Annotated in this window: 22 protein-coding genes and 1 tRNA gene; 13 read left to right on the top strand and 10 right to left on the bottom strand. The window is 65.0% G+C overall.

Annotated elements, in window-relative coordinates; all coding sequences use genetic code 11:
- The first annotated feature begins 65 nt into the window (after nucleotides 1-65).
- Entirely contained in the window at nucleotides 66-419 is a 354-nt protein-coding gene (locus QX126_RS28405) for a DUF6481 family protein (protein WP_315737878.1), read from the top strand.
- Nucleotides 420-538: 119 nt separating this feature from the next.
- Here QX126_RS28405 and QX126_RS28400 read toward each other — a convergent pair whose 3' ends face one another.
- Complete coding sequence (locus tag QX126_RS28400; RefSeq protein WP_315737877.1) at nucleotides 539-778, bottom strand: pentapeptide MXKDX repeat protein; 240 nt, start codon at nucleotides 776-778, stop codon at nucleotides 539-541.
- A 364-nt stretch (nucleotides 779-1,142) separates the two neighbouring features.
- Between QX126_RS28400 and dctP the strand changes: the two genes are divergently transcribed.
- The 3 genes from dctP to QX126_RS28385 are packed head-to-tail and all read left to right on the top strand — an operon-like array spanning nucleotide 1,143 to nucleotide 4,069.
- Nucleotides 1,143-2,165, top strand: a complete 1,023-nt coding sequence (dctP, locus tag QX126_RS28395) for a TRAP transporter substrate-binding protein DctP (protein WP_315785311.1) — start codon at nucleotides 1,143-1,145, stop codon at nucleotides 2,163-2,165.
- 3 nt (nucleotides 2,166-2,168) lie between these two features.
- Nucleotides 2,169-2,714, top strand: a complete 546-nt coding sequence (locus tag QX126_RS28390) for a TRAP transporter small permease (protein ID WP_315737875.1) — start codon at nucleotides 2,169-2,171, stop codon at nucleotides 2,712-2,714.
- Nucleotides 2,711-4,069 carry a TRAP transporter large permease gene (locus QX126_RS28385; RefSeq protein WP_315737874.1) on the top strand — a complete coding sequence of 453 codons (1,359 nt, stop codon included), beginning with the start codon at nucleotides 2,711-2,713 and terminating at the stop codon, nucleotides 4,067-4,069. Before QX126_RS28390 ends, QX126_RS28385 begins: the two co-directional genes overlap by 4 nt.
- Before the next feature lie 94 nt (nucleotides 4,070-4,163).
- On the opposite strand, the gene QX126_RS28380 is transcribed toward QX126_RS28385, so the two are convergent.
- The 3 genes from QX126_RS28380 to QX126_RS28370 are packed head-to-tail and all read right to left on the bottom strand — an operon-like array spanning nucleotide 4,164 to nucleotide 8,715.
- On the bottom strand, nucleotides 4,164-5,075 hold the full coding sequence (locus tag QX126_RS28380; RefSeq protein WP_315785307.1) for a hydroxymethylglutaryl-CoA lyase: 912 nt from the start codon (nucleotides 5,073-5,075) through the stop codon (nucleotides 4,164-4,166).
- Nucleotides 5,076-5,098: 23 nt separating this feature from the next.
- Entirely contained in the window at nucleotides 5,099-7,105 is a 2,007-nt protein-coding gene (locus QX126_RS28375; protein WP_315785305.1) for an acetyl/propionyl/methylcrotonyl-CoA carboxylase subunit alpha, read from the bottom strand.
- A 2-nt stretch (nucleotides 7,106-7,107) separates the two neighbouring features.
- On the bottom strand, nucleotides 7,108-8,715 hold the full coding sequence (locus tag QX126_RS28370; protein WP_315785301.1) for a carboxyl transferase domain-containing protein: 1,608 nt from the start codon (nucleotides 8,713-8,715) through the stop codon (nucleotides 7,108-7,110).
- Between the two features lie 328 nt (nucleotides 8,716-9,043).
- On the opposite strand from QX126_RS28370, the gene QX126_RS28365 reads away from it, so the two are divergent.
- Both QX126_RS28365 and QX126_RS28360 read left to right on the top strand, forming a co-directional pair.
- Nucleotides 9,044-9,688, top strand: a complete 645-nt coding sequence (locus QX126_RS28365) for a TetR/AcrR family transcriptional regulator (protein ID WP_315785298.1) — start codon at nucleotides 9,044-9,046, stop codon at nucleotides 9,686-9,688.
- 13 nt (nucleotides 9,689-9,701) lie between these two features.
- Nucleotides 9,702-10,187, top strand: coding sequence for an Lrp/AsnC family transcriptional regulator (locus tag QX126_RS28360; protein ID WP_315737869.1), 486 nt, complete (start codon nucleotides 9,702-9,704; stop codon nucleotides 10,185-10,187).
- Nucleotides 10,188-10,203: 16 nt separating this feature from the next.
- Here the strand turns inward: QX126_RS28360 and QX126_RS28355 are convergent, their stop codons facing one another.
- Nucleotides 10,204-10,509, bottom strand: a complete 306-nt coding sequence (locus tag QX126_RS28355) for an ETC complex I subunit (RefSeq protein WP_315737868.1) — start codon at nucleotides 10,507-10,509, stop codon at nucleotides 10,204-10,206.
- Between the two features lie 222 nt (nucleotides 10,510-10,731).
- Between QX126_RS28355 and QX126_RS28350 the strand changes: the two genes are divergently transcribed.
- The 5 genes from QX126_RS28350 to QX126_RS28330 all read left to right on the top strand — a co-directional run bounded on the left by QX126_RS28350 (nucleotide 10,732) and on the right by QX126_RS28330 (nucleotide 15,495).
- Nucleotides 10,732-11,874 (top strand): OpgC domain-containing protein, encoded by a 1,143-nt coding sequence (locus QX126_RS28350; RefSeq protein ID WP_315737867.1) that lies wholly within the window; start codon nucleotides 10,732-10,734, stop codon nucleotides 11,872-11,874.
- A 173-nt stretch (nucleotides 11,875-12,047) separates the two neighbouring features.
- On the top strand, nucleotides 12,048-12,452 hold the full coding sequence (locus QX126_RS28345) for a translational machinery protein (RefSeq protein ID WP_315737866.1): 405 nt from the start codon (nucleotides 12,048-12,050) through the stop codon (nucleotides 12,450-12,452).
- A 42-nt stretch (nucleotides 12,453-12,494) separates the two neighbouring features.
- Nucleotides 12,495-13,574 carry an efflux RND transporter periplasmic adaptor subunit gene (locus QX126_RS28340; protein ID WP_315785295.1) on the top strand — a complete coding sequence of 360 codons (1,080 nt, stop codon included), beginning with the start codon at nucleotides 12,495-12,497 and terminating at the stop codon, nucleotides 13,572-13,574.
- Nucleotides 13,571-14,806, top strand: a complete 1,236-nt coding sequence (locus tag QX126_RS28335; protein WP_315785292.1) for an ABC transporter permease — start codon at nucleotides 13,571-13,573, stop codon at nucleotides 14,804-14,806. Before QX126_RS28340 ends, QX126_RS28335 begins: the two co-directional genes overlap by 4 nt.
- A complete protein-coding gene (locus QX126_RS28330) occupies nucleotides 14,803-15,495 on the top strand; it encodes an ABC transporter ATP-binding protein (protein ID WP_315785289.1) in 693 nt (230 codons plus the stop codon). The genes QX126_RS28335 and QX126_RS28330 overlap by 4 nt, the downstream gene beginning before the upstream one ends.
- A gap of 324 nt (nucleotides 15,496-15,819) precedes the next feature.
- Here QX126_RS28330 and QX126_RS28325 read toward each other — a convergent pair.
- The 3 genes from QX126_RS28325 to QX126_RS28315 form a co-directional block, all read right to left on the bottom strand.
- Nucleotides 15,820-15,896, bottom strand: a tRNA-Pro gene (locus tag QX126_RS28325).
- 161 nt (nucleotides 15,897-16,057) lie between these two features.
- The gene (locus tag QX126_RS28320; protein ID WP_315737862.1) at nucleotides 16,058-16,711 is read right to left on the bottom strand and encodes a cold-shock protein; all 654 of its coding nucleotides are present in this window, start codon (nucleotides 16,709-16,711) and stop codon (nucleotides 16,058-16,060) included.
- Nucleotides 16,712-16,911: 200 nt separating this feature from the next.
- A complete protein-coding gene (locus QX126_RS28315) occupies nucleotides 16,912-17,673 on the bottom strand; it encodes an SIR2 family NAD-dependent protein deacylase (RefSeq protein ID WP_315772155.1) in 762 nt (253 codons plus the stop codon).
- Between the two features lie 373 nt (nucleotides 17,674-18,046).
- On the opposite strand from QX126_RS28315, the gene QX126_RS28310 reads away from it, so the two are divergent.
- Nucleotides 18,047-18,211, top strand: a complete 165-nt coding sequence (locus tag QX126_RS28310; protein ID WP_315737860.1) for a hypothetical protein — start codon at nucleotides 18,047-18,049, stop codon at nucleotides 18,209-18,211.
- 62 nt (nucleotides 18,212-18,273) lie between these two features.
- On the opposite strand, the gene QX126_RS28305 is transcribed toward QX126_RS28310, so the two are convergent.
- Nucleotides 18,274-18,558, bottom strand: coding sequence for a hypothetical protein (locus tag QX126_RS28305; RefSeq protein WP_315737859.1), 285 nt, complete (start codon nucleotides 18,556-18,558; stop codon nucleotides 18,274-18,276).
- 132 nt (nucleotides 18,559-18,690) lie between these two features.
- Between QX126_RS28305 and QX126_RS28300 the strand changes: the two genes are divergently transcribed.
- Nucleotides 18,691-18,816, top strand: a complete 126-nt coding sequence (locus tag QX126_RS28300) for a hypothetical protein (protein WP_315737858.1) — start codon at nucleotides 18,691-18,693, stop codon at nucleotides 18,814-18,816.
- Between the two features lie 450 nt (nucleotides 18,817-19,266).
- On the opposite strand, the gene QX126_RS28295 is transcribed toward QX126_RS28300, so the two are convergent.
- Nucleotides 19,267-19,569 carry an HU family DNA-binding protein gene (locus QX126_RS28295; RefSeq protein WP_172109121.1) on the bottom strand — a complete coding sequence of 101 codons (303 nt, stop codon included), beginning with the start codon at nucleotides 19,567-19,569 and terminating at the stop codon, nucleotides 19,267-19,269.
- Nucleotides 19,570-19,620 lie beyond the last annotated feature (51 nt).

The following is a 19,620-nucleotide window of genomic DNA, read 5'->3' as shown; positions in this document are numbered from 1 at the left end:
AGAATTGCCTGGCGGCGCGTGCAGCCCCTGACCGAACACCCAACTAGCGAAGTGACGACGTCTCCATGAGAGGATTCAAGGAACCTGGATTTGCCGATCGGCAGAAGGCCGCACAGCAGGCCCGCCAGAGCATCGTGCAGAAGTTCAAATCGCAGCCGGGACCGGACGATCCCGAAGTCGTGAAGCGACGGCAGGAGCGCGAAGCCGCCGCCGCCCGCCGCGAGCAGCAGCGATTGGAGCGCGAGGCCGCCAAGGCCGAGCAGAAGCGTCTCGAGGAAGAGGCCAAGGCCGCCGAGAGTGCCCGGCTTGCGCGCGAGGCGGAAGAACAAGCCGCCCGCCTGGCCGAGATGGAAGCCGAGCAGAAGGCGAAGCGCGATGCGCGCTATGCCGCGCGCAAGGCCCGTGGAAAGAAGAAGTAAGCAGCGACGCTGCCACCACGAGACCTGCGTGTCGTCGCAGCCGGCATCGCTGCGATTCCTCATTCATCGGCGATGGGACTGATACGGTCGTCCCATCGCACGATGACGTGCGAAACGCGTCAGTTCTTCTTCATCATGCCGTCGTCCTTCTTCATCCCGTCCTTGGACATGGCATCGTCCTTCTTCACGGCGTCCTTCGCCATCGAGTCCTTCTTCATGCCGTCGTGGGACATCGCGCCCTTTTTCATCCCATCGTCCTTGCTCATCTTGTCCTCCGCGAATGCCGCCGGCGCGACGGCCACGTTGAACGCGAGTGCGGCAGCGGAGATTCCGAGGATGAGGCGGCTACGATTGGTCATGATGATCGCTCCTTCGTATGACGGGTTCGACGGCGACGGACGCGCCGTTCTTGGACATCGACGTTCCGATGAAGGCGATTGTTACGAGCGCGGACGAGAATCTTTGTTCGATCAAATTTGACTCGAATGCGCCCTCTTCTGGAATCAACGACACAATTTTGCCCGGCAAAACCATGTTAGTACAACCAGCGCAAGGGATTCACAGGCCGGCACGTGCGCCGCAGCATTATGTCGCTTCCCATGCATTTGGCCTCGAACGAACTGTCTAGTTCGGCTAGAGGTAAGTCCGGTAAATTGGCTGGTATAGGTCACGCCAACGAACCGGGGTCGGGAACCCAACCAAAAGTTGTCCAGGGGAAATCTCATGCTATCACGCCGTCATGTCATCGCATCCGCGCTCGCTGCGCCGGCCATTCTGCGTTTTGGAACCGGTACGGCCCACGCGGCAACGACGCTGAAGATCTCCCACCAGTTTCCCGGCGGCACCATCGACAAGGGCGATTTCCGCGACCGGCTCTGCCGGGTGTTCTCGGAGGAGGTTGCGAAGCGCTCCGGCGGCGAGATCGCGACCGAGATCTATCCGAACTCCTCGCTCATCAAGACCGTCGCGCAGTTCTCCGCCATGCGGAAGGGCGCGCTCGACATCAGCCTCTATCCGATGCCCTATGCTGGCGGCGAAGTTCCCGAGACCAACATCGCGCTGATGCCGGGTCTGGTCACGACCTACGACCAGGGCATGCGCTGGAAGAACGAGCCGGTCGGCAAGACGCTGAGCGATTTTCTGGCCGACAAGGGCATCATCCTGCTGACCTGGGTCTGGCAGGCGGGCGGAGTCGCCAGCCGATCGCGGCCGCTGGTGACACCCGACGATGCCAAGGGCATGAAGGTGCGCGGCGGCTCGCGCGAGATGGACATGGTGCTGCAGACCGCCGGCGCCTCGGTGCTGTCGGTTCCATCGAACGAAATCTACACCGCGATGCAGACCGGTGCCTGCGATGCCGGCATCACCTCGTCGACCAGCCTGATCTCGTTCCGCCTGGAAGAGGTGTCGAAGGCCCTCACCTCCGGAGCCAAGGCGTCGTACTGGTTCATGCTCGAGCCGCTGATGATGTCCAAGGCCTCGTTCGACAAGCTGCCGAAGAACCAGCAGGACATCCTCCTCGCGGTTGGCGCGGAGATGGAGGCGTTCGGGCGCAAGGGCGCGCAGGACGACGACATCGAAGTTGCCAAGGTCTACGAAAAGGCGGGCGCCAAGGTTGTGGAACTCGATGTCGGGACCGTCAACAAATGGCGCGACATTGCCCGTGACACGGCCTGGAAGGACTATGGCGGCAAGTCTGCGAACTGCGCCAAGCTCCTCAAGCTCGCCTCCGACGTCGCGGCCTGATTGATGCACGCGCCCGTTATCGATACCGAGGCCACGACAGCCATCGGCGCCAGCGGACCGCTGGCGCCGCTCCAGCGTGTTGTCTCGCTACTCAATCGCATCATCGTCGTTCTGGCTGCGTTTGCACTGGTCGCGGCCTGCGTCATCCTGAGCTACAGCGTGGCGGGCCGTGCACTGTTCAAGGCCGCCAACTACTGGCAGGACGAAGCCGCCGTATTCTTGCTCGTCGGCGCCACCTTCATGACTGCGGCCTATGTGCAGGAGCATCGCGGCCACGTCAGCATCGAAGCCTTCGTTGGGTTGATGTCTCCGCTCGCCAACAAGATCAGGCTCTGGCTGGTCGACGTCGCGAGCTTCTTGTTTTGTGCCTTCTTCACCTGGAAATCCTGGACCCTGACACACGAGGCCTGGGTCGATGGCCAGGTCTCGAATTCGATGTGGTCGCCGCCGCTGGCGATTCCTTACGGCCTGATGGCCGCCGGGATGACCCTGCTGTGCCTGCAGATGCTGCTGCAGATCGTGGCCCCGCTGACCGGAGCGCGTCGATGAGCGTGTTCGGAATTGGGGTTGCCTACGGACTCTCGACCCTGTTTGCGATGTTCGCGGGCATGCCGATCGCGTTCGCGCTCGGCGCCGTCGCCGTCGTATTCATGGCCATTTACATGCCGGCCGCGTCGCTCGATACCGTCACGCAGAACGTCTACGAGGAGATGGCGTCGATCACGCTGCTGTCGATCCCGCTGTTCATCCTCAAGGGTGCCGCGATCGGCCGTTCCCGCGCCGGACAGGATCTCTATTCTGCGCTGCATGCCTGGCTGCATCGCGTGCCCGGCGGATTGGGCGTCGCCAACGTGTTCGCCTGCGCGCTGTTCGCGGCAATGGCGGGATCGTCGCCCGCGACCTGCTCGGCGATCGGCTCGGCCGGCATTCCCGAGATGCGCAAGCGCGGCTATTCCGGCGGCTTCGCAGCCGGCATCATCGCCGCCGGCGGCACGCTCGGCATCCTGCTGCCGCCGTCGATCACGATGATCCTGTTCGCGATCGCCGCGGAGAAATCGCTGGGACGGCTGTTCCTGGCCGGCATCGGCCCCGGTTTGCTGCTGGTCACGCTGTTCGGCGTCTATGCCGTCGTGCGCTTCCGCCAGGAATACGCGCGCGCAAAAACGGTCTATGAGAAGTCGGGCACCTGGTCGGACATCCTGATCAAGGACGAATACACGATGGCGCAGCGCTTCTCCGTGCTGCCCCGCGTGATCCCGTTCGTGCTGCTGCTGACCGGCGTCATGGTTGCGCTCTACGGCGGATTGGCCACGCCGTCGGAGACGGCAGGTCTCGGCGGCATCCTGGCGCTGGTGCTGATTGCGATCATCTACCGGGTCTGGAGCCCGACCGATCTCGCGCCGATCATGAAGGCGACGCTCCGCGAGTCGACCATGCTGATGCTGATCATCGGCATGTCGCTCTTGTACTCCTACGTGATGAGCTACCTGCACATCTCGCAGTCGGTGGCGGAATACATCGTCGCGATGCATCTGCCACGCTGGGAGCTGCTCGCCGCGATCCTGCTGATGGTGATCGTGCTCGGCTTCTTCCTGCCGCCGGTGTCGATCATCCTAATGACGGCGCCGATCATCCTGCCGCCGCTGCGCGCGGCGAACTTCGACATCATCTGGTTCGGCGTGGTGATGACGATCGTCATGGAGATGGGCCTGATCCATCCGCCGGTGGGTCTCAACATCTTCGTCATCAGAAACGTCGCGCCGGACATCCCGCTGCGGGAGGTGATCTGGGGCACGCTGCCGTTCGTGCTGCTGATGATGGCCGCCGTGCTGCTGCTCTGCTTCGTGCCGCAGATCTCGACGGCGCTGCCGGATCTCGTGATGGGGCCGGATCTGAGCCGCTGACGCGGCGGCGAATGGCGAATAGGGAGTGGCGAATAGGGAATACGGCGATTCTGCCCTTCCCCGATTCGCTATTCCCTACTCGCTGTTCGTCCCTTCAGCCATTCGCTGCTCGCCTGTTCTTCGCATTCAGTGCCGCTGCAACACGGCTGACCGGTGGCCGGCCGAGCAGCCGGCTGATTTCGTTGGTGGCGGCCAGCAGTTTCGTCATGTCGACGCCGGTGCGGATGCCCATGCCTTCGAGCATGTAGACGACATCCTCGGTCGCGACATTGCCGGTCGCGCCCGGCGCGAACGGGCAGCCGCCGAGGCCTCCGGCCGCGGCATCGATGACGCGGACGCCCTCCTCCATGCCCGCATAGAGATTGGCCAGCGCCTGGCCGTAGGTGTCGTGGAAATGCATCGCCAGATGCGTCACCGGCACGTCGTCGCAGACAGCGCGCAGCATCTGCCTGGCCTTGAGCGGCGTGCCGACGCCGATCGTATCGCCCAGCGATATCTCGTAGCAGCCGAGGTCCCACAGCGCCTTGGCGACATCGGCGACGGCCTGCGACCTGATCTCGCCTTCATAGGGGCAACCCAGCGCGCAGGAGACGTAGCCGCGCACCCGGATGCCGTCGGCCTTGGCGTGGGCGATCACCGGCTTGAAGCGCTCCAGCGACTCTTCGATCGAGCAATTGATGTTGGCGCGGGAGAAGCTCTCGGAGGCCGCGGTGAAGACCGAGATCACCTTGGCGCCCGCGGCGCGCGCCGCCTCATAGCCCTTCACGTTCGGCACCAGCACGTGGAATTCGCCGGGCAACGCGGCGACACTGCGCATCACCTCGTCCGATCCCACCATCTGCGGGATTGCCTTGGGCGAGACGAAGGCGCCGACCTCGACGGTGGTCAGCCCTGCGTCCACCAGCGCACGGACAAAGGCGATGCGATCGGCCACGCTGATCGGCATCTTCTCGTTCTGCAGGCCGTCCCGCGGGCCCATTTCGATGATGCGCACGCTTTCGCTCATGCCGACCTCTTCGGGTTCGAGGATCAGGCGGACGGTTCGAGGTCCGCCAGTTCGACGCCTTCCTGCACGATGTCGCCGACCTTGCACTTGATCGCCTTGAGCCGGCCTGCGAACGGCGCCCGCAGGGTCTGCTCCATCTTCATGACTTCGAGCGTCAGGATCGCCGCGCCCTTCTCCAGGACCGCACCTTCCTGCGCGAGCAGCGCCACCACGGTCCCCGGCAACGGCGCCACGATCTTGTCCTCGCCGGCCTGCTCCTCGTCGTCACCGCCGAACGGATCGATCCAATGCAGATCGAAACGGCCGTTGCGGGTTCGCAGGTACAGCTCGTGGCCCTCGATGACGGCCACCACATGGGATTTGACGCCGTCGCGCACAAGGTCGAAGCCGCCGTCGTCGGTCGGAGTGACCGAGAACGAGCTCTCGCGGCCCTCGATCGACAGGCGCTGCACGCCCGGACCATAGGCCAGCGTCACCGTCCGCGACTCCGCTCCGGCGCCCTGACGGAACGAGAACATGCGCTGCCGCAGTCCCACCGGCATCCAACCGGATGCGCGCCACGGCGATCCCTGCTCCTTCACGGCCACGGTCTGCTCGTCGATGAGAATGGCCGCGACGGCGGCACAGAGCTCGACATCGCCGGCCACCGCCCCCGACTGGGTCAGATGCGTCAGATGGCGCTCGATGAAACCGGTGTCGATCGCGTTCGCCACGACGTCGGGATGCGTCAGCAGCGCCGACAGGAACGGGATGTTGCTGACGATGCCGCGGACGTCGGTGTCCTCCAGGCCGCGGTTGAGCCGCTCGATCGCGACCTCGCGGGTCGGCGCCCAGGCAATCATCTTGGCGAGCATCGCGTCGTAATAGGGCGAGACCGCATCGCCCTCGCGATAGCCGGCATCGATGCGCAGGCCGCCGGTTTCAGCAGGAAGCCGCCAGGTCTTGATCGTGCCGACTGAGGGCATGAAGTTCTTGGCGGGATTTTCCGCGTAGACGCGGGCCTCAATGGCATGACCATGCAACCGGATCTGGTCCTGCGTCAGCGGCAGCTCTTCGCCGAAGGCGACGCGCAACTGCCATTCGACGAGATCGACGCCGGTGATCAACTCGGTGACGGGATGCTCGACCTGCAGGCGTGTATTCATCTCGATGAAGAACACGTCGCGGCCGTCGGAGACGAACTCGATGGTGCCGGCGCCGACATAGTTCACCGCGCCCGCCGCGCGCCTCGCCGCCGCGCAGACCGTCTCCCGCTGCTCCGGCGTCAGCGTCGGCGACGGCGCCTCCTCGATCACCTTCTGATGCCGACGCTGCAAGGTGCATTCGCGCTCGAACAGCGACACCAGATTGCCGTGGCTGTCGCCGATGATCTGCACCTCGATGTGGCGCGGGTTCTGGACGAATTTCTCGATCAGCACACGGTCGTCGCCAAACGCCGCCTTGGCCTCGCGCTTGGCGCTGGTGACGGCATCAGCGAGATCGCCGGCTGCATTGACCACGCGCATGCCGCGGCCGCCGCCACCGGCGGAGGCCTTGATCAGCACGGGAAAGCCGATCCGCGCGGCTTCATTGGCGAGCGTCGCCTCGTCCTGCGCCTCGCCGTGATAGCCGGGCACCAGCGGCACGCCGGCCTGCTCCATCAGGAATTTGGAGCCGGACTTGGAGCCCATCGCGGTGATCATCGCGGCCGTCGGCCCGACGAACACCAGGCCCGCGTCGAGACAGGTCTGCGCGAATTCGGCGCTCTCGGACAGGAAGCCATAGCCGGGATGAACCGCCTCGGCGCCTGTCTGCCTTGCAGCCTCGATCAAGCGCTCGATGTTGAGATAGGAATCGCGGGCACGCGCGGGGCCGAGCAGCACGGCTTCGTCGGCGAGCGCGACATGCAGCGCGTTGCGGTCGGCCTCCGAATAGACGGCGACGGTCTTCAACCCCATCGCGCGCGCCGTGCGGATGACGCGCACGGCGATCTCGCCGCGGTTGGCGATCAGGAGCTTGCGGAAACGGCGATACAATCCGGGACGAACCATGATCACATCCTGAACAGGCCGAACCTGGTCGGCTCGACCGGGCCATTGGCGGCGGCAGACAATCCGAGCCCGAGCACGAGGCGGGTATCGGCGGGATCGATCACGCCGTCGTCCCACAGCCGCGCCGTCGCGTAGTAAGGATTGCCCTGGGCCTCGTATTGCGCACGGATGGGGCTACGGAATTTCTCTTCCTCCTCCGTGGGCCAGCTCTCGCCCTTAGCCTCGATGCCATCGCGGCGGACCTGGCTCAGCACCATCGCCGCCTGCTCGCCGCCCATCACCGAGATGCGCGCGTTCGGCCACATCCAGAGGAAACGCGGCGCATAGGCGCGGCCGCACATGCCGTAGTTTCCGGCGCCATAGGAGCCGCCGATCACGACGGTAAACTTCGGCACCGCGGCGGTCGCGACCGCCGTGACCAGCTTGGCGCCGTCGCGTGCGATGCCGCCGGCCTCGTATTTCTTGCCGACCATGAAGCCGGTGATGTTCTGCAGGAACACCAGCGGGATGTTGCGCTGGCAGCACAGCTCGATGAAGTGCGCCCCCTTCAGCGAGCTCTCGCTGAACAGGATGCCGTTGTTGGCGATGATGCCGACCGGATGGCCCCAGATATGCGCGAAGCCGCACACCAGCGTCTGGCCGTAGAGCTTCTTGAACTCGTCGAACTCCGAGCCGTCGACCACCCGCGCGATGATGTCGCGCACGTCGAACGGCTTGCGGCCGTCGACCGGCACGACGCCGTAGATCTCTTCCGCCGCATAGCGCGGCTCGCGCACCTCGCGCATGTTCAGCGCGCTGCGCGCGCCCGGCGGCTTCAGCGTGCCGACGATGCGCCGCGCGATGCCGATCGCGTGCGCGTCGTTCTGCGCATAGTGGTCGGTGACGCCCGACTGCCGCGAATGCACGTCGGCGCCGCCCAGCTCCTCGGCGCTGACCACCTCGCCGGTTGCCGCCTTCACCAGCGGCGGGCCGCCCAGAAAAATTGTGCCCTGGTTGCGCACGATGATGCTCTCGTCCGACATCGCCGGCACATAGGCGCCGCCCGCCGTGCACGAGCCCATCACGATCGCGATCTGCGGAATGCCGGCCGCCGACATCTGCGCCTGGTTGTAGAAGATGCGGCCGAAATGCCGCTCGTCGGGGAAGATCTCATCCTGCAGCGGCAGGAACGCGCCACCCGAGTCGACCATGTAGACGCAGGGCAGATTGTTCTGCCGGGCGATGTCCTGGGCACGCAGATGCTTCTTCACCGTCATCGGGTAGTAGGTGCCGCCCTTGATGGTGGCGTCGTTGGCAACGACGACGCATTCGCGGCCGGCAATGCGGCCGATGCCGGTGACGATGCTGGCCGAGTGGACGTCGCCGCCATAGAGCCCGTGTGCGGCCAATGGCGACAGTTCGAGGAACGCCGTTCCGGGATCGAGCAGCAGGTCGACGCGCTGGCGCGCCAGCATCTTGCCGCGCGACAGGTGCCGGTTGCGCGAGGCTTCGCCGCCGCCCTCGGCGACCTGCGCCAGCCTTGTTCTGAGGTCGGCGACCAGCGCGCGCATGGCGTCGGCATTACGGGCGAAATCGGAGGACGATGGATCGATCGTGGAATGAAGCGTCATGACCGGCGTCTTCGTTGCGAGGCTGGAGGGGGAAGCCGTGGGAGCACGCGTCAGAGCGGTCGCGGCCGTCCCGGCCGCTGCGAGCCCGGGTGTACCATCTTTGCCCGCATGCTGTCCTCCCTGCCCGCCGGCGGCCCGGTTTGCGGCCATCCGTCCCTCTCGAATTAAACGATCATACGTTTTTAAATTCTATTCTCAAGCGGATTGTTGTAGGGTCCGGGGCGAGCAGCATTTGCTTGAGACCACGGAATTTTCAGACTTCACTACGGGACCCCCTACCGTGGCAGATCCGCCGCGATCGGCACCGGGACGGTCCAGCGAGGACGAGATGGCGCGCACGATCGGGTCACATGGTCCGACGACGATGGAGGCGATCCGCAAGGCCGGCCTGCGGCTGATCTTCCAGCACGGCTATGAGGCCATGAGCCTGCGCCAGCTCGCCGCCGAGGTCGGCATCCAGCCAGGCTCGCTCTACAATCACATCAGCACCAAACAGGAGCTGCTGGCGGAGCTGATCCAGGACCACATCAACAACCTCCTGCGCGAGCTCGAACAGGCGCTGCGCGACACCCAGGGTCCGGTCGAACGTCTCAGGGCGTTCGTCGCCTTCCACGTCGGCTATCACATGACCCGAAAGCGCGAAGTCTTCATCGCCAACTCGGAGCTGCGCAGTCTCGATTCCCGCAACTATGAGGCGGTGGTGGCGCTGCGCGGCGCCTATGAGCGCCGGCTGGCCGACATCCTCAGCGAGGGTGTGGCGCAAGGCGTGTTCGACGTCGACGACATCCAGGTCGCGACCTTTGCCATCATCGCGCTCTTGACCGGGCTGTGCAGCTGGTACCGTCCGGGCGGCCGGCTCAGCAAGGAGACGATCATCGCGGCCCATGAGAAGCTCGTCCTCTCCGGCGTCATGCCGCGCACCGCCGGGCCTGCGCAGGCCGGCGGCGGCCGGCCTGATCACCCGACCGGCTGAACGGGCCGCGCCGATGGCTGGCAGCCCGGAGCTCGACGCGATCGATCGCAGGATCCTGGCGGAGCTCCAGGCCGACGGCCGGATCCGCATCAATGAGCTCGCCGGCCGGGTGGGGATCTCGCATCCGAACTGCCTGCGCCGCGTGCGGACGCTGCGCAATAGCGGCGTGATCAAGTCCATCCGCGCCAGCATCGACGAGCGGTCGCTGGGCTATGAGGTGGTAGCGTTCGTGTCGATTCAGCTCGACAGCCAGCACCAGACGGCGCTGGAGGCGTTCGAGGCCGCGATCGTGCCGTTGCCCTGGGTCCAGCAATGCTGGCGGCTGTCGGGAGATGCGGATTTTCTGCTGAAATGCGTGTCGACCGGGGTCGAAGGCATGAGCCGCCAACTCCGCCAGTTCGCCGCCCTGCCCGGCGTCCGGGCCATCAGGAGCTTCCCGGTGCTTGGCCTGTCCAAGGACGCGCCGCTGCCCATCCCCGGCGGGCTGCTGAACGGATGATGGCCGTGTCGGCCCCTCAATGCGTCCAAGGCTCGCCGCGGCGGAACGAGAAATTGTCGGCATAGGCTATCTGCCGCTTCACCGGCTCCTTCGGCTCGATCACCTCATAGGGAATGCCCTTGCGTTCGCAATAGGCGATCGCCTCGTCCTTGGTGTCGAAGCGCAAGGTGACCTGCTGCTTCATGTCCGAGGACGACGTCCAGCCCATCAGCGGCTCGACCGAACGCGGCTGCTCCGGCTCATAATCCAACTGCCAGTCCCGGGTCTTGGCCTTGCCCGATTGCATCGCGTTCTTGGCGGGCTTGAAAATGCGTGCGGTCATGGCTGGTAGAGCCCCTGGAAGCTGCGGTCGTCATGCGTTTGGCGGAAACGGCCGGGATGGGTTACAGGCAAGCTTCAGCACGGAACGGTGATTCCCATCCTGGACATGACCGTTTATCGTGCTCCGTATAGTCATTCTGCCGTCCCGTGACAATCTCGGTCGACTGCCACGGCGCCTCTGCCCCCCGACGTTTTCCATTCAAAACAGTGCGTTGAAGCGGCCATGAAAATCAATGCCACGCTGCCCGAGCGAGGGCGCGACCTTCGGCTCGACCTGTTTCGCGGAATCGCCAACTGGGCGATCTTTCTCGATCACATCCCGGACAATGTGGTGAACTGGATCACCACGCGGAATTACGGCTTCAGCGACGCCGCCGACCTGTTCGTCTTCATCTCCGGCTATACCGCCTCGTTCGTCTATGCGCGCATGATGATCGACCGCGGCTTCATCGTCGGCGCCACCCGGCTGTTCAAGCGGGTGTGGCAGCTCTACGTCGCCCACATCGTGCTGTTCGTGATTTATATTGTGGCCATCAGCTATCTGGCGACGCGCTTCGGCGTCTCCGAGATCATCGACGAGTTCAACGTCGCGGGCCTCGTCGACCACGCCAGCGATACGCTGGCCCAGGGGCTGATCCTGAAGTTCAAGCCGGTCAATCTCGACGTGCTGCCGCTCTACATCGTGCTGATGGGCTTCTTCCCGCCGGTGCTGTGGATGATGCTGCGCCAGCCCGACCTGACCATGATCGCCTCGATCGTGCTCTGGCTCGTGGCGCGGCAGATGGGCTGGAATTTTGCGGCCTACCCGGCCGGCACCTGGTACTTCAATCCGTATTGCTGGCAGGTGCTGTTCGTGTTCGGCTCATGGTGCGCGCTCGGCGGCGCCCGCCGCTCGATGGGCATCATCATGGCGCCGGCCACGCTCTATTTCTGCATCGCCTATATGGTGCTCGCACTGGTCATGACGATGGCCGGCCGCTTCCCTGAGCTCGGATCGATGTTTCCGAACTGGCTCTATTCGGCCTTCAATCCCAACGACAAGACCAATCTCGCGCCGTACCGCTTCCTGCATTTCGTGGTGATCGTCATTTTGGTCATCCGTTTCGTGCCGAAGGAATGGCCGGGCCTGGAGTGGAAGGCGCTCGATCCCCTCGTCGTCTGCGGCCAACAGTCGCTGGCGGTGTTCTGCGTCGGCGTGTTCCTGTCCTTCATCGGCCACTTCACCCTGATGCTGAGTTCAGGTTCGCTGCTGGCGCAGATCCTCGTCAGCGCCGCGGGCATCGCGATCATGACCACCGTGGCCTACTACATCTCCTGGTCGAAGAGGCAGGACAAGCCGCTGCCGAAGCCGCCTGCGCCGAAGTAACCCCCGCACATCAGGGGCGCGGGGGTGGTTCCCGCGTCCGTTGACCTGCATCAAGCCGGCCACGATCGGGCTCGCTAAGGTTTGCATCACAAGGGGTGCCGCCTTCCGCGGTGCGCGTTCCCTGGCGAACGCACAAGGCCGCCACGCGGCAATTTGCTGACAAGGACCAGAACATGCCGACTCATTTCCATGCCGTCGTGTGGCTCGATCACAGCGAGGCCAAGGTGTTCCATATCGGACTGACCGGTGCCGACGAGCTGACGCTGCATCCACACCTGCAGACCAAGCATCTGCACCACAAGGCCAACGAGATCGGCAGCGGCCACGCGGCGCCCGACAAGAATTTCCTAGAGGAGGTCGCGCACGCGCTCGATGACGCCGGCGAGATCCTGATCATCGGCCCGTCCAGCGCCAAGACCGAGCTTGCCAAGTACCTGCACGAGAAGCATCCTGCGGTCGGAAAGCGCATCGTCGGCGTCGAGGTTGCCGATCACCCGACCGATCGCCAGATCGTCGCCTATGCCAAACAGCACTTCAAGATGGCTCCGCCCCGCGTGGCGACTGGCACTGCGGGCTAAGTATAGCCTTTCTCCCGTCGCAGAGTCCGTTCGATCATGGACATGCTGACGCCGGACCAATCCAATGCCATTGCTGCCACGCCGGCCATCGATCGCGGCCGGCGTCGTTTTCCGTGGCGCGGCCTGCTCTCGATCATCCTGCTGTTCGGCGCACTGGCTGGGTTTGCCGTATGGTGGACGCGTGGACCGCTCATCGCGACCGCCCGCATCACTCGCGGCACGGCGGCCGAGATCGTCTATGCAACCGGCGCGGTGGAGCCGGAGACGTGGTCGCGGAGCACGCCGCTGGTTCGCGGCCGCATCGTCGAGCGCTGCCGCTGCGAGGGCAAGCTGGTCAAGGCCGGCGACGTGCTGGCGCGGCTCGACGACAAGGAGGCGCTGGCCACCTTGAACGATCTGCGCGCACAGGAGGAATTCCAGCGCCTCGAATTCGAGCGGCAGACGCAGCTACTGGCGCGCGGCGCGGCCACCTCGCAAGCGTACCAGCGCTCCGAAAGCGATCTCGCCCGCATCCGCGCCCAGATCGCGGCCCAGACCCAGCGCCTCGACTACTTCAAGCTGGTGGCGCCGATGGACGGCGTCGTCCTCAAGGAGGACGGCGAGGTCGGCGACATGGTCGATCCCGGCACCATCCTCTACCGCGTCGGCCTGGAGAAGCCGCTCTGGGTCGTCGCCGACGTCAACGAAGAGGACATCCCCCGTGTCCAGGTCGGCCAGAAGGCGCTGCTGCGCGCCGATGCGTTCGGCAACCAGGCGCTGCCCGGGACGGTGAAGCAGATCACGCCGGCGGGCGATCCCGTGGCGAAGACGTTCCGCGTGCGGATCGGCTTGCCCGACAACACGCCGCTGCGCGTCGGCATGAGCGTCGAGGCCAACATCGTCAGCCGCGAGACGGCAGACACGCTGCTCGCGCCGGCCAATGCCGTCGTCAACAACAGCCTCATGGTGATCGAAGGCGGCCGTGTGCACCGGCGCGCGGTGCGGATCGGCATCCGCGGCTCCGCGGCGGTCGAGATCCTCGACGGCGCCCGCGAAGGCGAGCTGGTCGCGGCGCCCGCGACCGCCGACATCACGGACGGCGAGCGGATCCGCGTGATCGAGCCCGAGACGTCCGCGCCATGAGCCTCGTCCTAACCATCGCCTGGACCCATGTGCGCCATCGCGCCCGCCAGACGCTGGTCGCAATCGCCGGCGTGATGACTGGCGTGGCGTTTTCGGTGATGATGGCGGCGATGATGGAGGGCTCCCAGGACGACTTCATCCGCACGCTAGTCGACGCGCTGCCGCACATTTCGATCACCGACGAGCTGCGCCAGCCGACCCGCCAGCCGGCCGACCTGGTCTATGCGGCGGCCGAATTCCACCGGTTGACCCCGAACGTCCGCCGCCCCGGCATCAAGAACCCGATGGCCACCATTGCCTCGCTGCAGGGCTGGGTGCCGGGCGCGCTGACGGCGTCGGTGCAGTCAAAGGCCGTGCTGCGCTTCGCCGGCCGCAACCTGACGGTCGCGATCATCGGCATCGATCCGCGCACGGAGGGCCAAGTCTCGACGCTGCCGAGCCACATGCGGCAGGGCAATCTCAATTCGCTGTACCGGTCCTCGCACGCGATCCTGCTCGGCGACCGGCTCGCGGCCAAGATCGGCGCGCGGGTGAACTCCAACATCACGCTCGCCTCGGCCCAGGGCATCAGCATGAACGCGACCGTCGTCGGCACCTTCCATTCCGGCTTCCGCGGCACCGACGAGACCACCGGCTACGTGCTGCTGCGCACCGCGCAGATCCTGGAGCGCCAGACCGGGATCATCAACGAGATCCGCGTCCGCACCAACGATCCGATGCAGGCGCGCCTGATCAGCGAGCGCATCGGCGAGCAGACCGGCTACAAGGCGGTCTCCTGGCAGGAGGCGCAGGAGGATCTGCTGGCGGCGATCACGCTGCGCAACGTGCTGATGTACACCATCGTCGGCGCCATCCTGCTGGTCGCGAGCTTCGGCACCTACAACATCATCTCGACCATCACCCACGAGAAGACCCGCGACATCGCCATCCTCAAGTCGCTCGGCTTCCGCGACCGCACGGTCCGCGCCATCTTCATCGTCGAGGCGCTGTTCATCGGCCTCACCGGTGCCGCCCTCGGCTGGGCGCTCGGCTACCTGCTTACCCGCGGGCTCGCCTCGCTCGAGTTCAAGACGCCGTTTTCCGACTACAATCATCTGCCCGTGCTGTATTCGCTGAAGCACTATCTGCTGGCGGGCGCGGTCGCGCTGGTCTCCAGCGCCGTCGCCGGCTACTTTCCGGCCCGGGCCGCGGCGCGGTTGCATCCGGTCGACATCATCCGGGGCGCGACGTGAGCCCGCCCCTGATCGAGGCGCGGCAAGTGACCAAGGTGCTGCCCGGCGAGGTGCCGGTGACGCTGGTGGCCGACATCGATCTCGTGATCCATCCGCGCGAGCTCATCGCCATCACCGGACCGTCGGGCTCGGGAAAATCCTCCCTGCTCTATCTGCTTGGCCTGCTCGACCTGCCGAGCCAGGGGGACGTGCTGATCGACGGCCGCTCGACGACGGGCATGAACGAGGATGAGCGCGCCGAGGTGCGACTGTCGCGGCTCGGCTTCGTCTTCCAGTTTCATTTCCTGCTGCCGGAATTCTCGATCACCGAGAACGTCGCGCTGCCGATGCGCGCGCTGGCCCGGCTGTCGCCGCGCGCCGTCACCCAGCGCGCCGAGGAGCTGCTGGCGTCGCTCGGCCTCGCCGATCATCTGCGCAAGACGCCGGACAAATTGTCCGGCGGCCAGCGTCAGCGCGTTGCGGTGGCGCGCGCGCTCGCCAACGATCCGCCGGTGATCCTCGCCGATGAGCCGACCGGCAGCCTTGACACCGCCGCGACCGCGCAGGTGTTCGGCATCCTGCGCGATCTCGTCACGCTGCGCGGCAAGACCGTCGTCGCGGTCACGCACGATCTCAACCTCGCCGCTCAGATGCACCGGCGCGTGCACATCATCGACGGCCGCCTGGCGCAGGACGAGCTGGCGCGCTGATCCGCCCGCCGCGACCTCGGGCACGGCCGAGGGCCTCCTGCGCCTGATTTGATTTAGCGCAAAGACGCGAGATTTCGATTCAGAGGATGCTGACGACCAGCGGATGTTCCTTCCCCGGATTCACCCGCACACTTCGGATGCTCCCGGGTTTTGCCGCTGCGGGAGCATCCGAATTTTTTTATCGGCCCAGCCGCGCTCGCTCGGCCGATTGACCGCTGGCGGCCTGGCCGAAATCTTTCTCGGCCTAGCCGAAATCTTTCTCGCTATCGTGAGTATCGCGCCAGCTATCAGGCCCCGCCTGAGAAAGCCGCGCCGCTGCGGAGATGGTCGGGGCAGCTGGATTCGAACCAACGACCTGCAGTACCCAAAACTGCCGCGCTACCAGGCTGCGCTATACCCCGATGTTCTCAAGGACCATTGTCCTGGAGGACCCGTCACTACACGGTCGCGGCCTCCGCAGCAAGACCGCGGCCCGGTCCGTGAAGCGGAGCCGACATGAAAACGGCCCCAGGAAGCGCCGTTCCGGGGGCCGTCAAATACCGTGGTCGCAGGAAGCATCCGCTCAGTGCGAGGACAATGCCGGCGAGCCCGTCTCGGGGTGGATCTCGGCCGCCATCATGCCCTTGGAGCCGGGCCCGTAGCGGACCAGCACCCATTGGCCGGGGCGCAGCTCGGTCATGCCATAGCGGCGCAGGGTCTCCATGTGGACGAAAATGTCCGGGCTCCCTTCCCCGCAGGTCACGAAGCCAAAGCCGCGCAGCCGGTTGAACCACTTGACCTGGGCTCGCTCCAGCCCGCTGGTCGGCGTCACCGTCACATGGGTCCGCGGCGGCAGCATCTGCGCCGGATGGATCGCCGTCGACTCGTCCATCGAGACGATGCGGAACGCCTGGTAGCCCTTGGAGCGCTGCACGCACTCCACCACCAGGCGAGCACCTTCATAGGCGGTCTGGTAGCCGTCGCGCCTGAGCACCGTGACGTGCAGCAGCACGTCCGGCCAGCCATTGTCGGGAACGATGAAACCGTATCCCTTCGAGGCGTCGAACCATTTGATGACACCGCTGATTTCGACGAGGTTCTCGCCAAGACCGGTCATCGCATCGATTGCCGAGTCGCGCGCGACGCCGGTTTGATATTCCGCCCCGAGCCGGGTTGGTGTCGATACACCAACGACCGGCATCCCAAGCTTCTTGGACTCAAATCCGTCCGACCCCATAACCCCGGACCTCACATATGAATTGTGAGCCGCCACCCCTGCAACGGCGCCCTCATACACGTGCTCACCACCTATACCCACGATGAGTCACGCGAATCTCTCGAATCAAAGATAACATTCCCTCGTGCCGCGCATAGATAAAAATCGGTTTCAGTGAGGCATATGAACAGAGATGCCGACAAAAATGCATCAATTTCCGTTCAATTACGGACGAACGATCCGAGTACTTCGCCGATGTCGTGGTGGATAACAAGGTCTGCAACGTCGTCCTGATCGGTCGGTTCCCGGTTGATGATCACGAGTTGCGCGCCAGCCCGCTTTGCCATCAATGGAAAGCCCGCGGCCGGCCACACAACCAGCGATGAGCCGATCGCGACGAACAGATCGCAGTGCTGCGCGAGTTCGGTGGCACGCTGCATTTCATGCTCGGGCATCGACTGACCAAAGGATACCGTCGCCGTCTTCACCGGCTCCGCGCATTCGGGACAATCCGGCGCGGCACCGTCGGCCTCGAAGCGCTCGCGCACCCAGTTGAGCTCATAGCGCTGCCCGCATCCGATGCATCGCGCGTAGGTGGTGTTGCCGTGCAGTTCGATGACGTGATCCGGGGCGAAACCGGAGTCCTGGTGCAGGTTGTCGATGTTCTGAGTGATGACGGCCGGAATTTTCCCCGCACGGTAGAGCGACGAAAGCGCCAGGTGGCCGCGGCCGGGCCGCGCCGCGGCAAACGTCTCCTGCATCGCGAAGCGCCGCCGCCAAGCCTCGTCCCGCGCCTCCTGGCTAGCGACGAATTCGTCGAAATGGATCGGCCGGTTGCGCGTCCATAGACCGCCGGGAGAACGGAAATCCGGAATGCCCGTCTCGGTCGATAGTCCAGCGCCGGTGAAGGGCACGATCGCACGCGCCGCAGCGATCATGTCTCCCAGGCGATTCACCCCGTCGTGCAGATCGGATGCAATCATCAGCGGCTGCCCCGAACCATGAGACCTCGCATCATCATTGTCCTCCCTTCATAGCACGACAAACTGGCTCCCGCCTCCAAGCGTGTCCGGCCCGGCTGCGTCGTCGTGCCACTCCGTCTCCACCGGAACCGGCCGTGAACGACGCGGCTACAAGCAAAACGAGTCGGATTGTTCCGTGTCTACCTGAAGACGTTGGCGCTGCTCGCCTCCCGCGGTCTGTCCCCGGCAAAACGCGCGGCCCGCCTGCAGCCGGGCCGTGCGTCCGCAATCACGCCTCAATCGGACATCCACATCGCGCCAGCGATTCGCCAGGAAGTTTGTCACGCGTCTCACGGCGAGGCTCGCCGGATAGCAACCGGAGCAGAGAGGATCCGTGAGGCAGAACGAGACGCAGGACGACCGCCGCGCGAAGGAGCGCGCCGACATCACCGCAAGGATTGCACGGTTCAAGTCGACCCAGGAGAAGTTCGCGCGCGAACGCGAGGAATATGCCCGCTCGGCGTGGAAGAAGGCGCAGCGCGGCGAGGCCGCGGAATAGCAGGGATGAAACGAGAGCCCGGAGGCTTTCGCCATCCGGGCTCTCCTTCTCACGACTGACGTCTACCAGTGATGACGCCAGTGGTGGTAGCGATGATAGTACGGTCCGCCGTAATAGGCATACGGGCCGGGCGCGTAGACGTAACGCGGGCCGTAGTCATAGTAGTCGTAGCCCGGACCATAATAATAGGGATGCGACGCCGCGATCGCGCCGGCGGTCAGCGCGCCCGCCGCGAGGCCGAATGCGAGACCCGGACCAAGACCGCGCGCCTGTGCCGGCGCGGGTGCCGCCAATGCGGTGACGGCGACGGCACCTGCGGTTGCCAGAACTGCCAATGCCTTTCTCATGATCGTTGTCCTCCAATTCCGATGCGTCCAAACAACGCAGATGCGGGGGAATTGGTTGCAGGCTGGTCGCCCCCGCGCGCGGCGGGAACGGTAACGCTAGTCATGCGTTCAACCCTCTAGGGGGAGCCCGCGATGGCATCCTGGCTGGAACTTCTATTCAACATCATCGGCTATGGCGGCTTCGTCGTGCTTGCGTTCCTTCATCCCGGGACCGAGGCGGCCGGTACGGAAGACGGAGCGGATCTGGACCGCGACTGACGCCGAGCCGCGTGGCGATCACGCCGGAGGCTCATCCACAATCGATCCAACGCCTGTCCACAGCTCCCAGCCTGTGTCTTTTGGCTCCCGGATCAACGGCTTGCTGCGCAATATCCACCAGCTTGTCCCCGGCGCGCGCGACGACGCTGCCCGCTTGGGCGGAGGCCGCACGGGCCGGTCAATCTTCCCGGAAAAACCCTTGAACCTTCCTGCGGCACGCCGAGACAGATCAGTACTGGGGATTTCAGGGCCCAGTGCTCGAGGGTGGCGCCACGCGACGAAGATATTCCGTCGCGCTGGCGCTGCTGTCGTTTTCCGCTCTCCCCGCGCGAGACTTCGCGATCCGCGAACGCGACACTCAGGCCCGCTGCAGCCTACACATTCCGCAACGAAAGAGGCCCCCTTCTCAGGGGGCCTCTGACGTGATCACGACCGTGACTGACGGTCAGATCAGGCAACCGCGTCCTTGGCGGCCTTGACCGGGCGCGCGCGCACGATCTTGCGGGCCGGCTTGGCCTTGAACATCATCTCTTCGCCGGTGAAGGGGTTGGTGCCCTTGCGCGCCTTCACGGCGGGTTTCTTGACGACGACGAACTTGGCGAAGCCCGGCACCAGGAACACGCCGTTCTTCTTCAGCTCCTTGTGGCCGACGTCGGTGAGCGTCTCCATGACGTTCTTGACGTCGCGCTTGGACAGCTCGGTCGAGGTCGCAATCTTCTCGATCAGCTGCGACTTGGAAAGTTGGGTAGCCATCGTATCTCCTTGTGATTGGTACCGGTGAATGACGTGACGACTGCGCGGCTA

The organism is Bradyrhizobium sp. SZCCHNPS1003 (assembly GCF_032381555.1).
Lineage (GTDB): Bacteria > Pseudomonadota > Alphaproteobacteria > Rhizobiales > Xanthobacteraceae > Bradyrhizobium.
Note: the sequence above shows the minus strand (reverse complement) of the source record. Positions and strands in the feature narration are given on the sequence as shown.